The organism is Nostoc sp., from assembly GCF_036916985.1.
In the GTDB taxonomy this organism is placed as follows: domain Bacteria; phylum Cyanobacteriota; class Cyanobacteriia; order Cyanobacteriales; family Nostocaceae; genus Nostoc.
The window spans coordinates 12,662-35,620 of sequence record NZ_JBALFD010000058.1 but is presented as its reverse complement, the minus strand read 5'-3'; the positions used below and the strand labels follow the sequence as shown (position 1 = coordinate 35,620).

Below are 22,959 nucleotides of genomic sequence, written 5' to 3'. Positions count from 1 at the left end.
GTTAGCACAATACAATCTTTGGTCACTCAACATCAGGAACTTCTCACTGTGCTTGAGTTTCAAGCTCTTAAATACTGATTAGACAGCCAGGGGTTCAATTTGCATTTGGTGTTTCTTCGGTTGGCAAAGAGCGAATCAACTCTCGAATCACATCGGTTGCTGGTCGTCCTGTGATTGAACAGTATTTTTCTAATCTTTCTGCTTCCCCTGATGCCAGATTAATTGTGAGTCGTTTAGTTGCCCATTTCTTATTCACTGATTTAATCAACTCAAATAGTTTCTCAAGCTTGTAAAAATATATCCTTGCTTTATAGAAATTCTCTATTCAATAGCAACAAGATAATAAAACTTATTTTTAATAACTTGCAAACCTAAATTTTCTACCTAGATAAAATAGGTAGCTCCTACAATGAAATTATCCCAAGGAAATTCCGCTAAATTTTTGTTCCCATAATGATAATCATTATTCTTGGTTGTATATTTTATTTTCTGGAAGTCCCTTACTCCTTTAATCCTTCCCTAATACCTGCACCATAAGGGCAATTTAATTCATTTTCAGTAATTAAAAAGGAGTCAAGGATTATGGGAGAAGCACTTTCAAAACGCATTAGCTCTAGCACAGTTTCTTTATATTCTTTAAAATTATAATTTCTTTTGATATCGTAGGTTCGCTCAATAGGTAAATCTATAGTTAGTTCAGTTTTAATGCTTCCAGGATGTGAGGTGAGGACATAAATTCGCTGTGATACAAAAACTGCTTCCTCAACATCATGAGTAATCATAAAAATAGTTGTACCTGTATTTCTCCATAACTCCAGAAGAAATTGTTGCATTATCTCTTTTGTTTGGGCATCCAAAGCACCAAACGGTTCATCCATGAGGAGAATCTTAGGCTCAGATACTAGAACACGAGCGATCGCTACTCGCTGTTGCATACCTCCTGATAGTTCTTTGGGTAGTGCCTTAGCAAATTGAGTTAAGCCTACCACATCTAGGTAATAAGAAACCTGCTGCTGCCTTTTGAGCTTGGGTACGCCCCTCAGCTTTAACCCAAAGCCAATGTTATCTGCTACAGTCATCCAGGGGTAGAGAGAATAGTTTTGAAACACCATACCTCGGTCTGCTCCTGGTCCTGTGACTTTCACTCCATCAACCCGTATTTCCCCAGCTGTGAGAGTATCAAGTCCCGCAATCAGGCGTAATAAAGTCGTTTTCCCTGAGCCAGAGGCTCCGACAGCACAGACAAATTCACCTTCTTTGATATGGATATTGATGTCTTTGAGAGCAACAATTGTACCGTTGCGGGTTTGAAATTGTTTGTGAAGATTAGCAACTTCTAGATGCATAAACCTATAGTTATAGAAGACAAATTATTTCGTTGCCCACCGACAGGAAACTCTCAGTAATAATCGGAATAACAAGTCAATTCCCAAACCAATTAAACCGATTACAATTAGTCCAGCAAAGATTTCATCAGTTCTGAGAAAACGTTGAGCAATACTAATTCTTTTTCCCAATCCTTCGGTCGCTGCTACTAGTTCCGCTACGATAACTAAGTTCCATGCTGCTGCCATATTCACTCGACAGGCATCAATAATTGCAGGTAGGAGGTAGGGAAAAATTACCAGTAACAAAACTTGACTGCGCCTTCCTCCCAAGGTATATGTAGTTTCAATTAATTCTTTGGGAATAAACTTCACCCCATCCATAATCATCAACGTATTAAAGAAAAGGGTGCCGATAAAAATCAGCAGAATCTTTGGCAGTTCATCCAAGCCAAAATATAAAATTAACAGTGGGATGAAGGCAGGCGCAGGCATATAACGAATGATCCCAATGCTCGGTTCTAAAAGCGATCGCACACTAGCAAATGTTCCCATAAGTGTCCCCACAGGAATTGAAATGACTGCTGCGAGGAAAAAACCAGTTAGCACCCGAAACATACTGAACTCGATGTCTTTGAGCAATATTCCATCTGACCAGAGTGTCTGAATTGCCGCTAAAACTTGTACAGGAGTAGGTAGGAACATAGAATTAGTTCCAGGCATAGTGGCAACCCAGCTAGAGACAATCCACCACAAGCAGATCGGTATGACAAGGGACAGAATGACCAAAATCCCAGTCAATCTTTTAGGAATATCTTCTGCAATCCGCCAAAATACTGTTGGTGGTAACATTTGCGGCTGAACATTAGTAGATTGACTCATGCAATCGCTCCTCCATATCCCTTACCCATAACATCCTCAAACCTTTCCAGCTTTATCAGCGTAGGCTTTGACAAAGCGGTCATCAAATAGTTTGCTTAAGTCTGGTTTCTGCTTAATCAGACCACTTTTCAATAGAGACTTACTAATTTCCTTAGCGGTGAAGGATAAGGAAGTCCTGTCATTACCAGGAGTAAAGGCTTTCAGATTTTGTTCTAAGGTGAAAATAGCAGTACCTGCTTCGTATTGTTGATATTCCTTTATATTAGTACCCGCTCGTTTGGCAATAATTTCTGTTGCCTTCTGTTTATTAGCTGCGATAAATTTGAGGGTTTCAAACCATGTATTCACTAAGGCTTGTACATCCTGGGGTCGTTCTTGAATCATCTTGCGTGTAACTACCAAGTGATCGGAAATAGCACCGGGAAAGTCAGCAGAAGAGAATAAAGTCTTACTTCCAGGAAGTAATAATGCTTTGCTAGTAAAGGGAGCAAACACGCCAACTGCATCCAATTTACCAGCAGCAAAAGCCGCCGCTGCCGCACCCGTCTCCAAAGGTTCAAACTGAATATCCGCTTGGGTCAAACCTGCTTTTTCTAATCCTAGTAGTAATAAAAAGTGATCTACTGTTCCCTCTTCTGCTGCCACCTTTTTACCCTTCAAGTCTTTGATGGAATTGATTCCTTGCCGCACAATAATTTGGTCATTGCCTTGAGAATTATCATTCGTCAGCACAATTACTAAATCTGCTCCAGCCGCCACTGAACTGATGGTGTCATTAAGAGTCTGGCTATTACCATCAAGTTGAGTTGTCGCTAGGGCATTGATGGAATCTAAATAGCCATCAAACCACTTTAGATTGGCTTTAACTTTATTTTCTATAAATAAATCTTGCTCTTGAGCCACCTGCCAGGGAAACCAACCAGGCCAAGCACTAAACCCAATTTGAATTGCCTTAGTTGCTAATGGAGTAGAAGCAGTGTTTGAAGTAGGAGTTTGGGAGGGGGTACAACTGACTGTAACTATTAAACTGACCAAAAAAACACAAAACCAAGACAGTATATTGCGAACTTTCATTAAGTCTCCTCTACATAATTTGCAAGTTAAACTGAACAACTCAATTAGATGACTTTAGATTTTAGATTAAAAAAGTTTTTTGGTACATACCAAGGCACTTATGGTCAGGATGAATCTAAAAAGCACTCCTTCCTCGCGATCGCAAATCTAAAATCCAAAATTGTTTGACTTCAGTTAATTAATCCTAACTAGACGAATTTCTGTGCGTTGGTTGCGAGGGTCATTTGGAGAAATGCCGGGTAGCAGTTGGCTAAAGCCTTCACCTTCAACCACAATATTGTGCTTGATATTTCGCAAACGTAGATAATTACCTACTACCTGCGCTCGTTGTTGGCTAAGTTTTTGGTTGAAGTCAGCAGAGCCAATCTGAGATGTATGCCCAATTACTCGCACAGCTACAGTTTGCAGGTTGAATTCTGAAATTTCCTGAGCCAACTGATTGAGTGTTTGCTTACCCTCATCCTCAAGTTGAGCAGAAGCAATACCAAATTTAACATCTCCTCGTACTTGCAGATTGCCTATATTAGGAGAAGCTTTAATTTGGTTAGCATTGAGCTTATTATTGGAAGCAAGTATTTTTCCTTTTCCTGTTAGCCTATCTGCTAGTTCTGGGTTATCAGCACGCACCAATTCAATCAGATTTTGGCTGTTGTTTGCAGCCTTAGTGATAAACTCAGAGGTAAACAAATCTTTGGGATTTTCAGGAACCTGATTCAGTTTCCCTGCCAATGTCAAAACCGCTGCCGTAGAGCCAATTCGTTTCTCTAATGTGCCATTTGTTAACCAGTCTTTAGCTTCAAGAGCGGGAAAAAAATCAATACCTTCTAAAACAAAATTGGCATCGCTGGGTGATAGTTTCCCATCCTCAGCAATCTGATTTTGGAACTGCGAAGTATCACGAAGATTGCTATCAATGCGACGATAGTAAGTTGTCAAAAGTTCGGAAATTTTCTCAGGTTGAGATTGAATAAGCTGGTTGGAGGCAACAATCACATCTACAATTGCCCCAGGTACATCTTTGCTAGATAAGACAACTGTATACCCCTGCTGTCGAGCTTTGGTGATATAAGGCTCCCAGAGAACAGCAACTGCTACATTTTGATTGGGGTCTTGCAAAAGCTTCCAAGCTTCAGAAGCATCTGTTACCTTATTCACTTGAAAATCTGACAACTTGAACTGCTCAAATTTAGTACTTAGCATGAGAGCCAGATATTCACTGGGGGTATCACCAGCAAAAGTCATGCTCAACTGCTTCCCCTGCGATCGCATCTGCTGTATTAATACATTAAGATCCAAAAGTGACTTCAAGTTGGAATACTTTTTTGTATTCAAAACAACCGCATCTGCACCGATTGTGCGGTCAATTAGCCCGACAATTTTCCCTTGAGGTTTTTGTTTGAGAAATTGATCAAGTGTGGTTACTAATAAGTTAGCTTTCCCCTGGTTCAAAAGTTCAGAGCGTTTAGTTTGATCGAACTCATCTTCATAATGCAGGTTAACTCCCGATTCTTTGCTAGATTTAAACTCTTTACTCCGAAACGTACTGTAGCCACTAAAGGTGTCACCTAGAAGAGTTAGTTGTTGGGTTTTAGTAATGTTATTTTGGACACTTGGAATGAAGTTGAATGACTTTTTACTTAGTAACCAAAAACCACATATCCCTAAACCAGCAGTAATAATAAGAGCTAAAGGCAATACTACTCGATTATTGGATTTACTTTTTGTAGATGAATTACTCTGATCTAGCTTGTTTCCGCAAATTTCGCACTTTTTTAGAGTTGAGGCGTTCCGATCATGACCACACTTAGAGCAAGTAATATTATTGTGTTCATTTAGCATCTTTTCATCTCGCTCCTTTTAATCCCAGTTCTTCTTGTATATTGGCTTCCATAGTGGAAACTTGTTTATTAGTCAGCCCTAATTCTTCTTGAAGTTCAAGCAACTGTGTCTGTTGCTCAAAATCAATTTCAGTATTGCTTTCTAGAAAAGCTCGATACATCAAACCATACTCATAGAGAGCTTGTTGCTGGGAATTCCCACAGGAGAATTTAGCAATAATTTGGTCAGAGGTTGCTTTAGAAATGCCATACTTCTGGCGAAAATGCTCTAGCATTTGCACTTGATTTTCAGAAGGATTGCCACGACGATAACAGGTTTCTACTAACTTGGTGAACTTTTCTAAATTACTATCCAGGTCTTCTGATGCTGTAGAATTAGCTGGTGAAGTTTTGGGAAGTTCAGCAGATTTTTGCACAGATGCAGATATAGTCTCAGCAGGAATAAACAAGCTGTAAGTCTTTACGTAATCCTCGATCGCTACTTCTTGCTTACGGAAGTTAATATTGTCTTTACCACCGGTAAGAGTCTTTTCTAGTTCTCTCAAATGTGCCATAAGTTTTTGGTAAAGCCCCTGTTTTTCGGCTTTTGTAACCGCTTTTTGACCGACATTTTGTAGTGCATCTTCCAAAATTTCCCGGACTCTGCGATTATGGTCACTAACGAGATATTCTTCGGCTTCTTGCCAGTCATTTCCAAGAATCTGGGTCTTTTTCAACCCTGTCAATTTGTCTTGATAGTGAAAACGTATTTCAGAGTATTTAGTAATTGAATTTTCTTCCTCAACCACTAAGCCAAAAACTTGAGCCAGAATTAAATTTTGTTTAGCCTGGACTTCAGCTTGAGTTGCCGGCATATGGTCTTGAAACTGGCGATAATCCTGATGGGTATGCAAAGGATTCTTATCGGACTGAGACACAGACCGATAAACTGTCCGCATTCTATCCATCCCCTCAATCAGCCTGAGAGGAAAGGCTCCAATTTCTTGAACAAAGTAAATGTGGTGAGAGTCACCTAAAGGACGAATATCTTTATCGGTAAGTGTGCTAGTCTTACGAATCATTGGGAGTATTACACTTACAGCTGGGTCTGTAGGTTTATTACCGCCTTGAATACCAACTATGGTTTGCCGCTTTTCTGCTCTATCTTCCCAACCTAATCGAGCCTGCTCTTGACTGAAGCGCAAGAAAGGCTCACTTTTTTCAAAGATAGTTTTAATCTGAGCTTCCTGCTGTTCAACAGTTGGGTACTCTTCCAGGAACTTGCGAGCCGTAGAGATTTGCATCTTACCGCTACCGACAAATTCATCCAAAGAGCGATTCAAAATTCGCTCAAACAAATCCTTGATCCTCAAGTTGTCAAAGGTGTATACATCAAACAGTTTTGTACCTAACTCGCCCAATATCTGCTGCGAAATTGTCTGGTAGATACTCTCCTGCTTTTCTGCAATAGTCTTGTTATAAATTTCGTCTACATCTTTGCTGTCATAAATTAAAATTCCGTTGACTGTTAGTACTCCAGTTTCACGAACATAAGTTTGTTCTTGGTCGAGAAACCGAGCTTGTAATATCTCGCAGTTGCGTTCTAAAGCAGTCAAATCTACCAGTAAACGCTCAATTTCTTCCTTCAAACTATCTAACAGAGATACTGCCAAGGTACGAGCTTTTACTTCTACTTTTGATATATACAGCGATTCCAAAGCCTGTGTAATTCCCTTGAAGTCTTCATCAATTAGACTTTTGCGATTTAGTGCAATGAGTTGTTTAGCATGATCATCTATCTGCTTAAGTAGAACTTGTAAAGTATTAGTTGCAGAATTCTCTTTAGGCAACCAGTTTTTTTGTCGGTCTTGGTCAAACTGGCTACGATACTCTGTAAAGATATCTAGAAGTACTTCTAGAAAATGGCGAGCAAACTTTGGCCCACGAAAACGGTCTTCAATGATTTTGTAGACAACTTGACGGAGTTCTTGGCGTTTTTGAGGAATCAGTTGGTTCAAGTTATCCCACATCTTCTGAAAGTAATCACTCCAGCGCCTTGGGTCTGTATCACTGTCGTAAAAGTGAGACTTGTATTTGTCCTGTTCTACTGAGATGAAGCGCTGTAGGTTCTCGAAGGGAATATTTAGGTCGTTGCGACGTTTGCGTAAGCCTGCTACCCAATCAGCTACTTCCTTACTGTAGGGTTTCATATTATCGCCAAGGCTAATACTGTTGAGTAACTGATGCTCATTTTCAGATTCTGCTAATCGTAAATTAGGCAGGATTTCTGTTTTAATCACATCACGCATCGCCGCAGGGGCAGGAGTAGGGTTAGTCCACCAAGTAATTAACTGACCTCCTAATCGTAAGGCGCAAGCATTGAGAACCCGCTCTACGGGAAATTGAATGCTCGAAAGCCCAAAACTAATAAAATTTTGAGGATAACCTTTGGAATCAGGACTAGCCCAATGTTTGCGAATATTGTCACGGACAAGTTTTTTGTATTGACTGAACCCAGAACTGAAGTCCAAAAAAATGTTTTGGGAAACCATCTCCAAAACAGAGTTGAGGCTAGGAAAAGTTACTTTATCGTTGCTGTTACCAACCAGGTAACAGAAATTAAAAGGTACATCCTGGCTACTTTGGGAACTGATGCGATCGCTTGGATTCGGGCTATACTGAGTTTCAAAACGAGTATCATTGCGTGAATAGTGGTTTAGCTCCATTAGGGCAGTATAGGCATTAGCTATTACCCTGTCACCAAGCCCTGCAAAGGCTCCTGGAAGCACTAAATAAGCTGAGGATTGGGGCAAATCAGAAGGAGGAACCCAGTCTCGCAAGTTATATGCAATGTCAAGTACCATACCAGAGCCAGTACCCCCTGAAAGAGAGCAGACTATGAAAATGTTGACACCTTTATCTAGCTGGACTCCCCAACGATCCAGCATAAACTTTTCATGCCCAACAATCCTGGATCTAACGTTGTTGAAGCTAGTTTTAATATTTTGGTAGTTCAAAGTAAAAGCAAACTTTCCCAGCGATCGGATTTGTCCCGCTCCAGCTAAGATTGAATCAGTGCCCTTGAGTTGACTGGGAAACCATTCAGCTAAGTGTTCGTAGGCAGAAAGCTTATTTAGAATAGCTTTAGCGTCTTCCACCTTAGCCCACACCTGTTCAGCTGGTCGAAGTGAAATATCTTGCTTTAACACAACCTGTGGTTCAGAAACTTTTGCATTCTGTTCGGTGTCAATATGTAAAAATGATAGAATCGGTAAAGCATCTAGAGAACCGTAAGTCTCTACAATCATTCGACGGACTTTGATCAGAACTTCCTTTCCGGTTCCTCCCAGTCCAATAACTACGGTGGGAGTCATTCCAATGTAATCGGCCATTTGTAATACTCACTTTACTGAAATTTACTGTATATAGTTTTAGGATTCATATTCTGTAAATATTCTCAAACCGTGCTATGCGCGAATTTGAACAGACGACAAGCAATCGCTCACATCCAAACGGAACAAGCATTTCTCTTCTAAAGAAAGCTGCTGCCAGAACTAATTCGACAAATACTTCGCTAGTAAATCCTGACCCGGAGCGCCCATCTTCTCCAACATCCCCTCAATCTTCTCCATCGCCAAGGGCGACGGTTTAGAACGTCCATTTTCCCATCGATTAATCGTGGTATAAGTAACGCCTAAAGTGGCTGCATACTGTTCTTGCGTTAGCCCTAAGGCAAGCCGCAGATCACGAATGATCTGCCCCACTTGTGGCTGGTTGATAGTCAAGGGTTTTTTTATATCATTTAACAAAATAAACTTTACCTTCTAGCTTAATTAGCCAGTGCTATATTATTTGTTACATAATAGCTAGAGAAAATACCTTTAAAACCAGCGAATATACTTAAATTAAGTTTTCATGGTATTCTTTTTTGCTTAAACTTAGAGGAAATTTTAAGTGATTTTGAACTTGAATTCCAGCTAGTAAAAGTTACACCAAAGCTGCGATCACACTCATCCTCAGCACACAGTAGTGTTACCTACCGCTTGACTACTAAGTAAACATTTTTCCTCTATGAAAGTCAAAAGCTCTTCTTCAAACGTAGTCAAATACGGTCGCTTGATCTCCCCCAGATGCTTCAGCACAGCACGAGCAGCCTCTTCCAAGTTCTCATTTTCCCGCAACCTACTGATGCGATCGCAAATCATCTGCATCTGCTGACACTGCGCAGGCAGGTAATTGTAAGACTTCAGGTGCTGCAACCCAATGGCGTACTCTCCATCCCAGGTTTTGACGGTACAACTGAATTCGCCCACATGGTTAACTATACCCCAGCAGCCACCTTTGCCCCTCAGTTCGGGATTGTCTTTAACAAGGATTTGGCAGACTTCGCCAATTTGGTATGTGTTTGGTACTTTCGTCCTTTCCATGATGCGCTGCACCACATCTTTGACAATTCTGGCTGGCGGCACTTTTCCCCCTGCCTGCTCCACCGCTTGCCGCCATACTTCTTGCTGTTGCGATGGTTCTAGCTTAGTCAGTGGTCGAACTTGGCGTTCGGTTGTAGGCAAAATTTGGGAACCATTGGTTCCCATTTCATCCGATATCTCGTTTTGGGAACCAATGGTTCCCATTTCATCCGGTATCTCATTTTGGAAACCAATGGTTCCCATTATTATGTTGTCAACTACATTTGAAGCAGCTATTAAATAATTTACATGGCGGTGAGTATACGCAAACCGAGAACGGCAATATTCCTCAAACGTCTTGTGGGTCGAGCGGTACAATCTGCGATCACGCAATTCTGCCAGTGCCTTACCCGCCTCAAAAAACGCTCTTTCCACACGGAGCTCTAGGTGAAGGCGATCGCGCTCCTCCGTTTCGGACAACTCCTCTACTTCAGCAGCAGTAACTGTAATTGTTGCTGAAGCTGGATTTTCCTGAAGGAAGATATCCTCAAGGTCTTGGTCATCTGGTAATGTGCTGTCACTGGATGCAGCGGAGGTGGCTTTGTTGCGCTTACGAGGTGGTTTAGTCATGATTCCACCCCTTTAGCTCAACAATATTTTTTCAGAGTCAATTGCAACGTAGATTTTAGAAGTAGTTGATAACTGCTCAGGCATAACCCACCGCAGGCATCGCTTCTTTGGAAAAGCTAAAGGTAGGGCAAGAGAATTAATAGTCTGAAGGTTAATCGCCATTAGAACTTTCTGTTAAATTAACCCCAGGGATATGCTGAATCCATTCACCTAAGCACTCTTTCAAATCCAGCCCTACAGCATTGGCTGCCCTGATGAGGGTGTCTAAAGGTACACCCTTTGTATCTTCGTTCTCAATTCTATTAAAATTTGCCCCGCTCATTCCGGCGTAATCACCAGCTACGGTTAAACTCATCCCCGCAGCTTCTCTTGCCTTTTTCAAAGCAGTTCCAATACCAGTAAACTCCACTTCAATGATGATTGTGGTTTTTTCTGGTTTTCCTCGTCTTTTTGCTCCTCGGTTCAAAGGTGGATTAAACCAAGCAATCAAAGCATTCTCCACGATGGTGAGTAAATCTAGATCACAATGCAAATATGAAATTCTTATTTCACCCAGCATTGCTATGTCAACTCCTTTGTGGTGGCATAGCCAACGTTTCCGAGGGTTTTTAGTTTGTCCAATATATTGCACTACGCCTTGAGAATCGATAGCAAAATAAATGCAAGGCGTGGTGGGTAGTTGCGATCGCTCCTGTAGGGATACCGAAGGTAAAGCAAGAGGATCTATAGTTGCAGGATTAATTGCCATTCTTTGACTCCTCGTCTGGTATCCATTTCAGCAAAATATCTGGCTGTACTCTGTATCGAGTGCAAATTGCATTCATAACATCTCTAGCAAGATACTGAGCAGAATTGTTGTACAGATTATATGCAGTAGTTCGGCTGATACCAGTTTCCTGCCAAAACTGATAAACACTCATTCCTTTGCTATCGACAAATTCCTTAATCCGATTTCTCATGGGCATATCTCAAGATTGCCACTTCTATATTCAAAATTAATTGTTATTACAAAGTAGTTAACACTATTATAATAGAATATGTAAGATAGAGATAAATAGCGTTTTTAAGCAATTTTAAAACTTATTAGGTACAATTTACAGTTTTTTGACGAACACTGTATAGCATGGAATTTACCAGTAGTTGTAACACAGCTTGAATTATTCAAACTAAACCATGACAGACTCACAAGATCCAAAGCAAGTCAAAAACAACGACTTACGTAATCCCCAGTTTGCTGGGAGTTTGATTAATGCTGATACAGTAACCGTTGGGCAAATGGGAGAAAATGTCTACAATATTCACTACTCGCACTCCAACATTAAAAATGTTCAAAACCTCAAATTGGAAGCCAAAACTATTAACGATTTAGTAAATTTATTGTGTCTTTTTTGGAAAATGAGAGAAGTCGTCGCCCTTTTTTAGTTTTGGCTTTGGATAATGATGCACCACTGCAATTGATATATTGCAGTGGTGCAGTAGCTACTTTTATTCTAGATATGTTGTGTAAGCTTGTTGATTATGGCGACTTATCACCAGGAAAAACAGCGATTGGGGTATTGTTGGAATATTTGCGATCTCAGGTAGGTGTGGATATATAAAAACGAATTGATAAGTTAACCTTCTTAATTCAATCATAAATTATTTGCTTCATTGTAATTATACAAGTATGGTGCTTAACAATGTTAAAACTTAGTGCTGAAATTTTTAATGAAATAGTAGATATACTCAGACCTTTGATGAATGATGAAAAAAACCGTACTTCACTTTTAAATTTAGCTTTTGGCAATGATGCACCAGTATTGAAAAATATCGATTTGAGCGGTAATCCGCAAAGTTTCACTTCAAATATGGTGTGTAAGCTTGCAGATTATGGTGAAGTAGCATCAGGAAAACAAGCAATTTGGGCTTTATTGGAATATGTACGATCACAATATCAAGTTGGTGTGGATATACAAAAACGTATTGATGATTTACACCCATTAATTGAAACAAAATTTTCATTTCAAGGCAATATATTAGGCTTTAATATTTTAGACAACATCCGGCTTCTTCAGGCATCAGTAGATAATTTTAAAGCATTAGAAGAAAAAGTTTTTCAAAAATATTATTCTTTAAATTATGATTTAAAAAAGGCAGAAATTAATTATGAAAACATTAAAATTGAAGCCGAAAATTTCAAAATAACTTTAAATGAAAAATTTTATGTTTTAAGCGAAGAGAGAAAATTTTATAAATCTCTTACGAAAAATATAGTAGTAAAAGAATTTAAATTTTGTCTATTACATCTTAAATTTTCATTAAAAAGAAATGAAGTTCCTTTTTTGCAGTATGTTTTTTTGCAAAAACAAATTTGCATTAAAAAGTATATTCGAGAAATAATTAATCAAAGTTTACAAAAAATTTCAAAACATATAAATGATAAAAATGAGCAAGAAAATATAGTTTTCAAAGAGATTATTGGATTATTTACGCCAATTTCAAGTGAACGAGCAAAGCTTATTAATAAAATAGATGCTTATATTAAAAAGCAAAAAACTATACTAAATAAAAAATTAGAGACTGCTAAAGAACAATTAGAATATCAACGTAATCAAGCCAAGGAAAAGAAGATAGAAGAAAAATTAAGTATTATTCTTTCACAAGATGTAAGTATTTCTCTACAAACAATAGAGGCTTTTATTGAATGTAAGCCTCTAAAAAAAGAAGTTTTTCTATATATTTGTTCACAAATTGAACTAGAGCCTTTTTCAATTATTGATAATAAATTTCTAAACATACTTTCAAAAGATTTACCACAAGCAAAAGCCAAGTATCGTCAAATTGTTAAACAGCAATGTGGCACTCTGAGAATTCTAAATACATCTAGACCTATTGAACTAAGTAATTTGTACGTTGACGTAAATATTTTGACTGAACCAGTTCGATATAGGCGAATTGATTTACCTAACTTACCCCAAATACATGATTCTAGTTCTGATCAGTTTAATCGGTGGGGGCTAGGTGAAGTTCGTACTGCAAAAGTACCAGGGTTAAAAGCAGTAGAGGAGCATGATAAGTTGATGATTTTAGGGAAACCAGGCTCAGGAAAGACTTCGTTTCTACAGCACATAGCAGTTCGTTGTAGCCAAGGAGAATTTGAAGCTGATCGTTTACCTATTTTTATTCGTTTAAAAAATTTCTTTGATTATCAAAACAAAAACAGTTTAACCTTAGCACAATATATTATTTCAGAGCTTGAAAAATATGAGATAGATGGCTTAAAAACTAACGATTTATTAAAGTATGGAAGAATATTACTTCTATTGGATGGATTAGATGAAGTTTCAGAAGAAGCCCATCGAAATATTGAAAATTTAATTGAAGATTTTTATAAAATGTACTTCAAAAATAAAATTGTTTTAACCTGTCGTATTGCAGCTGTTGGTGATGAGTTTGAAAAATTTGTATATGTTGAAATCGCTGATTTTAATGAAATACAAATTAAAAATTTTGCCAAAAATTGGTTTGAAGCTATTAATATATCTTCTGAAGAAAATAGCGAAAAAAAGGCAACAAGTTTTATAAAGCAATTAGAACTTCCAGAAAATATGCCTATTAAAGAATTAGTCGTTACACCAATACTACTAAGTTTAGCTTGTCTTGTTTTTGATACACAAGGCAAATTTCCATTTAACCGTTCTGAACTGTATGAAGAGGCATTAGATATTCTGCTTCAAAAATGGGATATTACAAAGCGTATTAACAGAGATGAAATTTATCAAAACTTACCATTAAAAAATAAAATAGAGCTTTTAACTCAGATAGCATATAAAACATTTGAAGAACGCCGTTATTTTTTCAAAAAGCAAGAAATCTGTAATTATATTGATAGCTATCTTCAAAAAATAAGTAAGCAAGAATCTGCAATAGAACATCAAGATTCCGAAGCTGTTTTGCGCTCTATTGAATCTCAGCATGGAATATTAGTAGAACGAGCAAGGAATATATATTCTTTCTGTCAACTGACAATTCAGGAGTATTTTACAGCTAAAGCATTAATTGATAATTTTAACCCTGATGATTCTGATGTAGTTTTGAGTAATATTACAAGTAAAAGCTGGCGTGAAGTTTTTTTGATAGCTACTGGAATTATGCAAGATCCAGATAATTTATTAATATCTATGACAAATAAAATTAATGATTTTGCCAAAAATAATTATAAGTTTCAAAACTATATTAAATGGGTGTATCGCAAATCTAACCCTCTTTATCAAAATTTTGATTTAACAGCAGCCAGAGCCTTTTATTTTATATTAGATCCTACTTTTTCAGATATTATTTTAGGTAAACGTAACTTTGATGAGCCGCTTTCAGCTAGAATCGATAATAAATTTAAAGCTATTTTTTCATTATTAAAATATAAAAGTGATAAACTTAATGATCTTAAGATTGGAGATATTGAGCGTAAATTATTGAGTGAAATTTCTCTTATGCGAACTCTTTCGCTTGCTATCAATAACCATCCTGAATCAATCAATGAAATAAAGAAGTGTTTAATTCTTTCTACAGAAGACAATCAAGATATAGAAAAGCTTACTTATCAATTATCATCTCAAACAAAGGCTTATAATAATAAAGGATTAAAAAAATGGTGGAAGTCATCTGGAAAGATTTGGATTGCTAGTCTTCGAGAAGTGATGATTAAAAATTTTGATATAGGTTATGATTGGCAATTTTCAAAAACTGACATAATTTCTATCAAAAAATATTATGATGCACATAGTCTTGTATTTGATTGTATAGACGGCAATCGTAACAAAATAAAAAAATCAGCAACTATTATAAATTCTTTTTTTTAAAGAGTAATATAAATAAGTAATCATGACCATACAACTATCAACACCAGACTTCCAACACCTTACCCGAATAGTCCAGAACTTAGCTGACTTCGCCAACGTGCGCGATCGCCGCCGTTTAGTCACAGGTGCATTACAAGGTGTAGCTCAAGCAGATGTCATGCTGGCGCGTTTAGATTTGGATGGTACACCGATGGCTGTTGCTGTAGAAGTTGTGCGGTTTTTGGCTCAATTTGGGCGAGTTGCTTACGATAAAGAAGCCTTGGCTGTATTCCTCAACTATATTCAGCCTTACACTGGGGATGAAGATAAAGACTTTATCGTAGAACTATTTCAGAACTACCCACTTGATATTCCAGTCAGTCCTAGCCGTGGAATTCACAATTGGAAGGGAATGGATAGTACGGCTGATATTAAAGAAAAAATTATTGGGGAAAATACGTTACGCGATATATACATTTTAAACTTGGCTCTGGAAGCTTCAAAAGCCGTGGTTCGGATCGCCACTCCAGACGGTTTAGGCACAGGGTTTATGATTGCACCTGATTTATTAATGACGAACAATCACGTTATTAATAGTCAAGAACTAGGAGAGAAAAGTGATTTTAGCTTTAACTACCAACTGGATATTCAAGGTAAGCAATGCCCAACACAGACTATTGGAGCTTTAGCCGGAGGTGCTTTTTACACTAACAAAGTATTGGACTATACAGTAGTAACCTTGAAAGAAGTACCCAGCTTCGGCAAGCCTTTAATCTTCAAGAATAAACTAATGCGGCGAGATGACCGCGTAGCAATTATTCAGCACCCAGGTGGGCATTTAAAGAAAATCTCTATACAGAATAACTTTGTTGCTTACGCCGATAATCAAGTATTGCAATATACTACTAGTACAGAACCAGGTTCATCGGGGTCGCCTGTTTTTGATGATGATTTTCAGGTGGTTGGTATTCACCATAGCGGTGGTATGTTGGTAGAACCAAATACCCAACAAAGGTATTTACGTAATGCAGGAACGAGTGCGATCGCATTATTAAATGACCTAAAAAACAACGCACCAGAAATTTATGCGAAATTACAGAGATAATTTAGATGGCAGAACTCAATGGGGAAATCATTCAAGAATTATTGCTTGTCCTTAGACCATTTATGTGGGATAAGCAACAACGTCGATCTTATCTTTTCATTGCTTTAGGGACTAATGCAACCGTTTTGAACCGTCTGGTATGGGATACACCTGTAGATGTATTCATTCCTCAAATGGTAAATGAACTGATATTATCTGGAGAAATTGCCCCTGGAAAGCCTACAATTTGTGCATTATTAGAAGTTATTCGTGAAAATGTAGGTGTAGACAAACAGCTAGAAATTGATAATTTGCAGCAAAAGATTATAGAAGAACTAACAAAAAAAGAAAAGTCAAGTTCATTTGAAACTGATAAACATAGCAGATCCAAGCAAATGAGCTTCATTACTGAACTGCGAACCCGTTTGATTAGTGACAAACAAGTTTATGACTTATCCCGAAACGAAGAGTTTGCAGAGTTTAACTTTATAGGCTTGAAGGAAACTCCCCTATCAGTAGATTTAGTGGCTTTTACCAAAGCTGATGACTTTACCGAAAAGCAGATTGTGGATCTACGTGATAAGTTTTTCAACATTACGCAAATTGTATCTTATGATTTTGGTTTAAAACCTGGGCCAAGAATGCCAAATGGTCTTTTGGGTTTGGTGTTTGAAGATGAATGTCCTCGTTCTTTAATAGAGTTTATTAAAAAGCAGACAAAAATCTCTCACTGGCAAAGAAGCGCTGTCCTTGTTCTTTGGGTAATTGATGTTAAATATAAGCAAATCTATACCCATAACAATCCAGTTTCATTACTTCCCCCTGTAGTGATTATGGAAGATTCAGTATTTCCCGGATTAGAATATTTAAAATCTTTTATATATACCTATCGTTCTCCATCTATTCATTTAGATAACGATACAAAAGCAAGTATTCAGAATTTTGGTAGATTAGAATCAAGATTAGAAGAAATTTATAAAATTATCAAAAATATGCCAGAGCAACAGTCTAAATATAACTTTCCCAACGCCAAAAGAGTGCAAATTTTTGAGCAAGTTGATACTTACATTGAGAATAACAATATTAATGAGCAAGATATCAAGCAATCATTGGAATATTTGAGACAATTGATCGAAAAATTGCAACAGCAATATCCTCACGCCAGCGAGGAGCAAGCAGCCGCTATCATTGATGCTGAGTTTAAAGAAATCCAGCGTACTCAACCCCAAAGATGGCAGAAGATATGGAGTCTCAAACGCCTATGGAACGGTGTGAAGAAAGGTTCTCTCAAAGCTGGTGAGCATTTTGTGGAAGAAACACCTTGGGGTAAAGCAATCATTGGCTTTCTTGAAGGTATTACAGATGAGACAGAGTAGTAAGCAATTTGAGGATTACTCACACAATAATTAAGGTTTGGTGCATAGATTTAATAGATGTCTGTAAACAGCGAATTAATGCAAAAAATATTACACCTGCTTAGACCCCGGATGGAGAATGAAAGCCAGCGTCGGGGGTATTTATTCAGGGCATTGGGGACTAATACGCCTGTTCAGTATCAGCTAGCTTTTAATACACCTACAAATGATTTTATTCCTAATTTAGTGAATGAATTAGTTGTTTATGGTGAAATATCCTCTGGTAAACCCGCACTTTGTGCATTATTAAAGGTAATTCGTGAGGATGTGGGCATTGATGTCCAAGCTACTATCGATGCACTGATTGTAGAATTTCTACCGCCAGCAGCAACCCAAACTATTTCTACACCACCACATTTACTGTTTGATTTACTGCTGCAAATAGACTTTAAACAGCAGGTGCGGTTAGTGGAAGATGTATTGGAACAACATCGAACAGCTGCATTCCTGGTTCACGGGGAACCTGGCTGTGGGCAGGAATTACTGGTTACTCGTTTATTCCGGATCAAATCAGCATGGAAGAATAACTCTCCAATTAAAAATGATGTGACCATTAATGCAGCTTACCGCAGTACTGAACGCTTATGGAAACAACTAGCTCGTTCCTTTGTACTGCCTCAAGATACTAAACCAGAACATATTATCGATAAAATTTGCGATCGCTGGCAGACTCAAGATGTCATTCTCATCTTTGAAAAAGTTGATTCTATGCCGCCAAAGGTTCTTGTAGGCTGGCTTCAGGAGTTTTGGGAACCGTTAGTAGATAGGGGAAAGCTCAGTCCACCACTGAAGGATACGCATTTGTTGATGTTCCTAGTTGATAATTGTGGCAGTGTTTGTAAATCACAAGTCATGCTAGCAAAGGAATTTGATGAACCGGAATATCCCCGAATTCCCCTCTACTTGCCACCCCTTAGTCCGTTTCCACCCGATATCTTAAAAGATTGGCTAAGGGATATGAAAGTCTTTCGTGATTTGCAGATCCCTGCTGATTTAACTTATCAGCGATTATGGGAAAAGTCCGATAACGGCATTCCTCAATTTGTCTATGAAGAAATTTGCACGCACTTTGATTTGAGTTGGGAAGGAGGCTTGGCGAAATGGTTGATTTAGCAAGTGTACTCACCGCCAATGGGAAGCAATATTATGCAGGCAAGCCAATTTCACCCCAAGACTGTCAAAAGTATGGGCTTTCTCCTTACTTGCCATCTTCAGAACTTATTAAAGCAGTTAACCTTGCCATTTTCTTAGAAAAACGTCCTTTATTGCTCAAAGGTGAACCGGGATGTGGTAAAACCACCTTAGCGCAGGCAGTAGCTTACGAGTTGGGCTTACCCTACGAAACTTGGTATATTAAGTCTACAACTAGAGCCAGGGATGGACTCTACACTTACGACGCTGTTGGTCGTTTGCACGATGCTCAACTTGCTCGCATGGGGGAAGCTAGCAATTCCAAAGTCGAGAATTTAGACAATTACATCAAACTGGGGCCTTTGGGACGTGCGTTTAAAAATGAAAAACGCGCTGTAGTGCTGATTGATGAAATTGATAAAGCTGATATTGACTTCCCCAATGATTTATTGCGAGAGTTGGATGAGCAAAGGTTTACGATTGAAGAGAAGGGAGAAGAAGTAAAAGCAAATTACCCTCCCATTGTCATCGTTACCAGCAACGATGAAAAGGATTTACCTGATGCTTTCCTGCGGCGTTGTCTGTTTTATTATATTCAGTTTCCTTATCCACAGTTAGCTAATATTGTCAAGTCACACTTTTTGGAATCTTCCTCTGATTTGGTGGAAGCTGCGGTGAAGTGTTTTAGCGAATTGCGGCATAAAATGGAGAAGGGGAAAGCAGGTAAAAAAGTTAGCACCAGTGAGTTGCTAGATTGGTTTGCAGTTTTGCGGCAATTTCCTAAAGATGAGGTGTTAAAGCAGTTGGAGGGAGAAATACCTTTTCCAGAAGTTCTGTTGAAAAAATGGGAAGACCATCTGCGGTATTTGAAATATGAAGCTTGAAGAACTACCACTGTTAGATATTTTTAACAGCTTACGGCGGCATGGTTTGCCGTTGGGGGTTGAAGAATACTTAGTGGTTGTACGTAGTTTAGAAGCGGGTTTTGGAATTAGCAATAAACAAGAATTAGAGCAGCTTTGCTGCATGTTATGGGCAAAGTCTGAGGAGGAAAATCGCCTGATTCGTCGCTTATTTGAGCAGATGTGGCGACATTCTCCAGCAGAATCAAGGAAGGAAGATAAAAGCACAAAAAATAATATTTCCAAACCTACACCGGAAAATTTACAGGTTTCCCAGGTTGAAACACCTTCAATTGATGAGCCATTGCCTGATTTAGAGATAACTCCCACTATCACCCCAGAACCAGTACAAGCAGTCCAAGCTGTGCGGATTAGTCGTGCGGATAGGGAGATAAAACGCCCCCGCTATATGCTTTTGACAGAGTATTTTCCCGTTACCAAACGACAAATGAAGCAATGCTGGCGTTACCTACGTCGTCCAGTGCGCCAAGGAGTAGCCACAGAGTTAGATATCGAAGCGACGGTAGCAAAAATTGGGCGTGAAGGTACTTTACTCCAACCTGTACTGATGCCACCGCGTACAAATCGCACTGATTTGGTGTTACTAATTGACCAGGAAGGCTCAATGGTGCCATTTCACGATTTATCGCGGCAATTGGTAGAAACAGCAGAACGGGGAGGACGATTGAGAACAACTAATGTATTTTACTTTCACGACTACCCGGATGAATACTTATACCGTCATCCGGCAATGCTTGATGCCAAGACTGTTTCTGAAGTGTTGCAGGAAATTGGCGAACGAGCGGCAGTATTAATTATTAGCGATGCTGGCGCAGCACGGGGGAATTTTGACCAAGAACGGGTTGACAATACTAAGGCATGGATTGACCAGTTACAGCAATCGGTGCGTTATTTTGCTTGGCTCAACCCGATGCCTAGTGAATGCTGGTGGCAAACTACTGCTGGAGAGATTACCCGTTTTGTACCGATGTTTGAAATGAGTTCGCAGGGGATGAATGCGGCAATTAGTCTGTTGCGGGGTCGATATATTGCAGGGGAGGTTATATACTCATGGCTGATGTGACCGCAGATATTAACCAAACCCGTGCAGTCAGGATTGCCCAGCGACGAATTGAAGGGTTTGCCCAGCAGTTTGGGGAAGCACACTGCAACTTGGCTCGTCATGCGGCGTTTCCTTTGGTACTTACACCCGATTTACTCTACCAAATTTGGGCAAACTTTGTGCCAGAAGCCCCTTGGACTGCGGTAGCTCATGTGTTGCTGTCGCGGTTGTGTCGGCAAGTGGGTTATGAAATGTATGAGATGGATATTAGCGATCGAAATCTGTTGTTGCGGGAATTGAAGGAGCAGTTTGAACAGAAACGCTTTGATGATTTGGGAGAATTTTTACTAGATTATGTAGCACAGCGATTGACTGATGATGACACAGATACACGGGATTTACGAGAAGCACAGGAGTGGACAGCGTTAGTTTATACTAAGCCGATTGAGGCAGCGCGGGAGTTAGCCCAGAGATTATCTGAAAGGATGCAACAAGAAGATACGTATGAAGTGTTACGGGTCGCTTCGCTGGTTGAAAGTTATACAGAACCTCTATTAAAATCTGGTTTTGAACCTTTATTAATATATACAAATGGAATAAAAAATTATGTAAATCAACATTATGAAGTCGCAACAGAAAAATTAAATAATTTATTTGTAGATATTGAATATATCGAAATTGCCGGGATTAACTTAACTCCTCCACCAGAGCTAACTTTGTCACGTCAGCAAAAATTTACTATTGATAAAAAACAAGGAAATCATCTAGAAGTAGAAGAACTAGCTGCTCTTAGAAAAATTCAAGATGAGCATAGCACTATTGGTGAGGTGATTAATATTGACTGGCAAACAGTTAGCCACGAGATTCTGTCCGGACAGCAGAGACTTACCACAAACCCCCTAACATCGGGAGAGGGAATTACCTATCGAACTGAACAGGTGTATGTACCATTAGGTCTGGTAGAGCGTAAAAAGCAACCTCGAATATCTCAAGATGTATCACTTGAGCAAAGTTCGGAGCTTTATCGCGAAATAGAAATTACCCAAAGGTTTGAACATCAACAATTTCTAGAGCAGATACTTAGAGATAGACAAAGCCCCAAAAGTCAGGGAAAACGCATTGCGATTATTGGAGAACCAGGATCGGGAAAAACAACTTTCTTGCAACAGATTGCTCAATGGGTATCACAGGAAATAGAGCAGTCGATTGTGATTTGGGTGTCTCTGGCTGATTTACGATCGCGTGACCTGAAATCATATTTATTAGAAGTATGGTTGCAAGCAGCTGCTCGAAGATGTGGACAAGCTCAAGCATCAACCCAAATTAAAGATGATTTTGTGGCTCAGTTTAACCAGGGATTGGTGTGGCTGTTCCTAGATGGGGTGGATGAAATGCAAGGGATAGTGAGTAACCCATTAGGAGAGATTGAGCGGAAATTTCGCACAGAAACTTTACTACAACAGTCCCGGATTGTCCTTTCCTGTCGGTTAAATCTTTGGGATAGTAGTAGTAACTCCTTAGATTCCTTTGATAATTATCGCATCGTAGAGTTTTCCTACCCCCAACAGGTAGAGCAGTTTATCAACAATTGGTTTAGCCCTCTAGCTTCAGTAAAAACCCAGACAGGGCAAAAATTATGTGCAGCATTAAGAGAATCGGGGAATGAACGAATTCGAGATTTAGTAAAAAACCCATTACGACTGAGGCTGTTATGTTCCAACTGGTATTTAAGTGAGGGGGATTTACCAAAAACAAAAGCAGGGTTGTACGAGCAGTTTGTAGCAGATTTTTATGAATGGAAGAAGGATGTGTTTGCAACCACAGCAGAGCAACGCAGACAGTTGAACGCAGCATTAGTTGAATTAGCGCAAGATGCGTTTGAGCAGGAAGTAACAAAGTTTCGGTTAAGCCAGCAATTTGTATGCAAGTATTTAGGTGAGCCGGATAATCCAGATTCTCTTTTTGAGTTGGCGTTACGGTTAGGATTGTTGAATAAAGTAGGTGTCGATGGGGAAAATTATAGACAGGGGGTATATGAATTTTTCCATCCTGCATTTCAAGAGTATTTCGCTAGTTTAGCATAGCAGGAAATATAGAATCTAATTTTTCGGAGAATGGCCCATTAATTTTAATTATTCTGGACAATGCTAGTTACCATAAAAAGAAAGTAATTGTAGAGGCGATTGAGAAAGAGTTACCAAACATTAAACTAGATTTTCTGCCGGCATATAGCCCAGACATGAATTTGGTCGAATTGGTATGGCATTCAGCTAAAGAATATATAGCACACAGGTTATTTAAATCAGTCGATGAACTGAGAAATTTACTTGATAAGCTGTTAAATCAAGGAGAGTTAATTATTAAATGGGGAAGAAAAGTTAAGAATAAGGGCAATATTACTATTGCAAGTTAA

General features: G+C 38.8%; 19 protein-coding genes and 1 pseudogene. 10 read left to right on the top strand and 10 right to left on the bottom strand.

Features of this window, described 5'->3' with window-relative positions:
- Positions 1-94 precede the first annotated feature (94 nt).
- The 10 genes from V7L07_RS19650 to V7L07_RS19605 all read right to left on the bottom strand — a co-directional run bounded on the left by V7L07_RS19650 (position 95) and on the right by V7L07_RS19605 (position 11,093).
- Positions 95-265, bottom strand: coding sequence for a CopG family transcriptional regulator (locus tag V7L07_RS19650; RefSeq protein WP_179069773.1), 171 nt, complete (start codon positions 263-265; stop codon positions 95-97).
- Positions 266-500: 235 nt separating this feature from the next.
- The gene (locus tag V7L07_RS19645) at positions 501-1,346 is read right to left on the bottom strand and encodes an ABC transporter ATP-binding protein (RefSeq protein ID WP_335060629.1); all 846 of its coding nucleotides are present in this window, start codon (positions 1,344-1,346) and stop codon (positions 501-503) included.
- A gap of 24 nt (positions 1,347-1,370) precedes the next feature.
- Positions 1,371-2,207 (bottom strand): ABC transporter permease, encoded by an 837-nt coding sequence (locus V7L07_RS19640; protein WP_335060627.1) that lies wholly within the window; start codon positions 2,205-2,207, stop codon positions 1,371-1,373.
- Positions 2,208-2,243: 36 nt separating this feature from the next.
- Entirely contained in the window at positions 2,244-3,281 is a 1,038-nt protein-coding gene (locus V7L07_RS19635; RefSeq protein ID WP_335060625.1) for an ABC transporter substrate-binding protein, read from the bottom strand.
- 174 nt (positions 3,282-3,455) lie between these two features.
- Positions 3,456-4,976: a phosphate ABC transporter substrate-binding/OmpA family protein gene (locus V7L07_RS19630; protein WP_335060623.1), complete on the bottom strand. Its 1,521-nt coding sequence runs from the start codon at positions 4,974-4,976 to the stop codon at positions 3,456-3,458.
- Between the two features lie 148 nt (positions 4,977-5,124).
- Positions 5,125-8,490, bottom strand: coding sequence for a tubulin-like doman-containing protein (locus V7L07_RS19625; protein WP_335060621.1), 3,366 nt, complete (start codon positions 8,488-8,490; stop codon positions 5,125-5,127).
- Positions 8,491-8,652: 162 nt separating this feature from the next.
- Positions 8,653-8,883, bottom strand: coding sequence for a helix-turn-helix domain-containing protein (locus tag V7L07_RS19620; RefSeq protein WP_335060619.1), 231 nt, complete (start codon positions 8,881-8,883; stop codon positions 8,653-8,655).
- A 231-nt stretch (positions 8,884-9,114) separates the two neighbouring features.
- A complete protein-coding gene (locus V7L07_RS19615; protein ID WP_335060617.1) occupies positions 9,115-10,134 on the bottom strand; it encodes a hypothetical protein in 1,020 nt (339 codons plus the stop codon).
- Positions 10,135-10,285: 151 nt separating this feature from the next.
- Entirely contained in the window at positions 10,286-10,882 is a 597-nt protein-coding gene (locus V7L07_RS19610) for a helix-turn-helix domain-containing protein (protein ID WP_335060615.1), read from the bottom strand.
- Positions 10,872-11,093 (bottom strand): helix-turn-helix domain-containing protein, encoded by a 222-nt coding sequence (locus tag V7L07_RS19605; protein ID WP_335060613.1) that lies wholly within the window; start codon positions 11,091-11,093, stop codon positions 10,872-10,874. The genes V7L07_RS19610 and V7L07_RS19605 overlap by 11 nt, the downstream gene beginning before the upstream one ends.
- Positions 11,094-11,307: 214 nt before the next feature.
- On the opposite strand from V7L07_RS19605, the gene V7L07_RS19600 reads away from it, so the two are divergent.
- The 10 genes and pseudogenes from V7L07_RS19600 to V7L07_RS19555 form a co-directional block, all read left to right on the top strand.
- Positions 11,308-11,556: a hypothetical protein gene (locus V7L07_RS19600; protein ID WP_335060611.1), complete on the top strand. Its 249-nt coding sequence runs from the start codon at positions 11,308-11,310 to the stop codon at positions 11,554-11,556.
- Between the two features lie 2 nt (positions 11,557-11,558).
- Positions 11,559-11,732, top strand: coding sequence for a hypothetical protein (locus V7L07_RS19595; protein ID WP_335060610.1), 174 nt, complete (start codon positions 11,559-11,561; stop codon positions 11,730-11,732).
- A gap of 81 nt (positions 11,733-11,813) precedes the next feature.
- Positions 11,814-14,972 (top strand): NACHT domain-containing protein, encoded by a 3,159-nt coding sequence (locus tag V7L07_RS19590; protein WP_335060608.1) that lies wholly within the window; start codon positions 11,814-11,816, stop codon positions 14,970-14,972.
- 22 nt (positions 14,973-14,994) lie between these two features.
- Complete coding sequence (locus tag V7L07_RS19585; protein ID WP_335060606.1) at positions 14,995-16,056, top strand: trypsin-like peptidase domain-containing protein; 1,062 nt, start codon at positions 14,995-14,997, stop codon at positions 16,054-16,056.
- A 5-nt stretch (positions 16,057-16,061) separates the two neighbouring features.
- Entirely contained in the window at positions 16,062-17,411 is a 1,350-nt protein-coding gene (locus V7L07_RS19580; RefSeq protein ID WP_335060604.1) for a hypothetical protein, read from the top strand.
- 57 nt (positions 17,412-17,468) lie between these two features.
- Positions 17,469-18,563, top strand: coding sequence for an XRE family transcriptional regulator (locus V7L07_RS19575; protein ID WP_335060602.1), 1,095 nt, complete (start codon positions 17,469-17,471; stop codon positions 18,561-18,563).
- Positions 18,551-19,465 (top strand): AAA family ATPase, encoded by a 915-nt coding sequence (locus V7L07_RS19570; protein WP_335060600.1) that lies wholly within the window; start codon positions 18,551-18,553, stop codon positions 19,463-19,465. Before V7L07_RS19575 ends, V7L07_RS19570 begins: the two co-directional genes overlap by 13 nt.
- Complete coding sequence (locus V7L07_RS19565; RefSeq protein ID WP_335060599.1) at positions 19,455-20,567, top strand: VWA domain-containing protein; 1,113 nt, start codon at positions 19,455-19,457, stop codon at positions 20,565-20,567. Before V7L07_RS19570 ends, V7L07_RS19565 begins: the two co-directional genes overlap by 11 nt.
- Positions 20,555-22,630 carry an NACHT domain-containing protein gene (locus V7L07_RS19560; RefSeq protein WP_335060597.1) on the top strand — a complete coding sequence of 692 codons (2,076 nt, stop codon included), beginning with the start codon at positions 20,555-20,557 and terminating at the stop codon, positions 22,628-22,630. Before V7L07_RS19565 ends, V7L07_RS19560 begins: the two co-directional genes overlap by 13 nt.
- A gap of 2 nt (positions 22,631-22,632) precedes the next feature.
- A pseudogene (locus tag V7L07_RS19555) lies at positions 22,633-22,959 on the top strand (transposase); the annotation flags it as partial.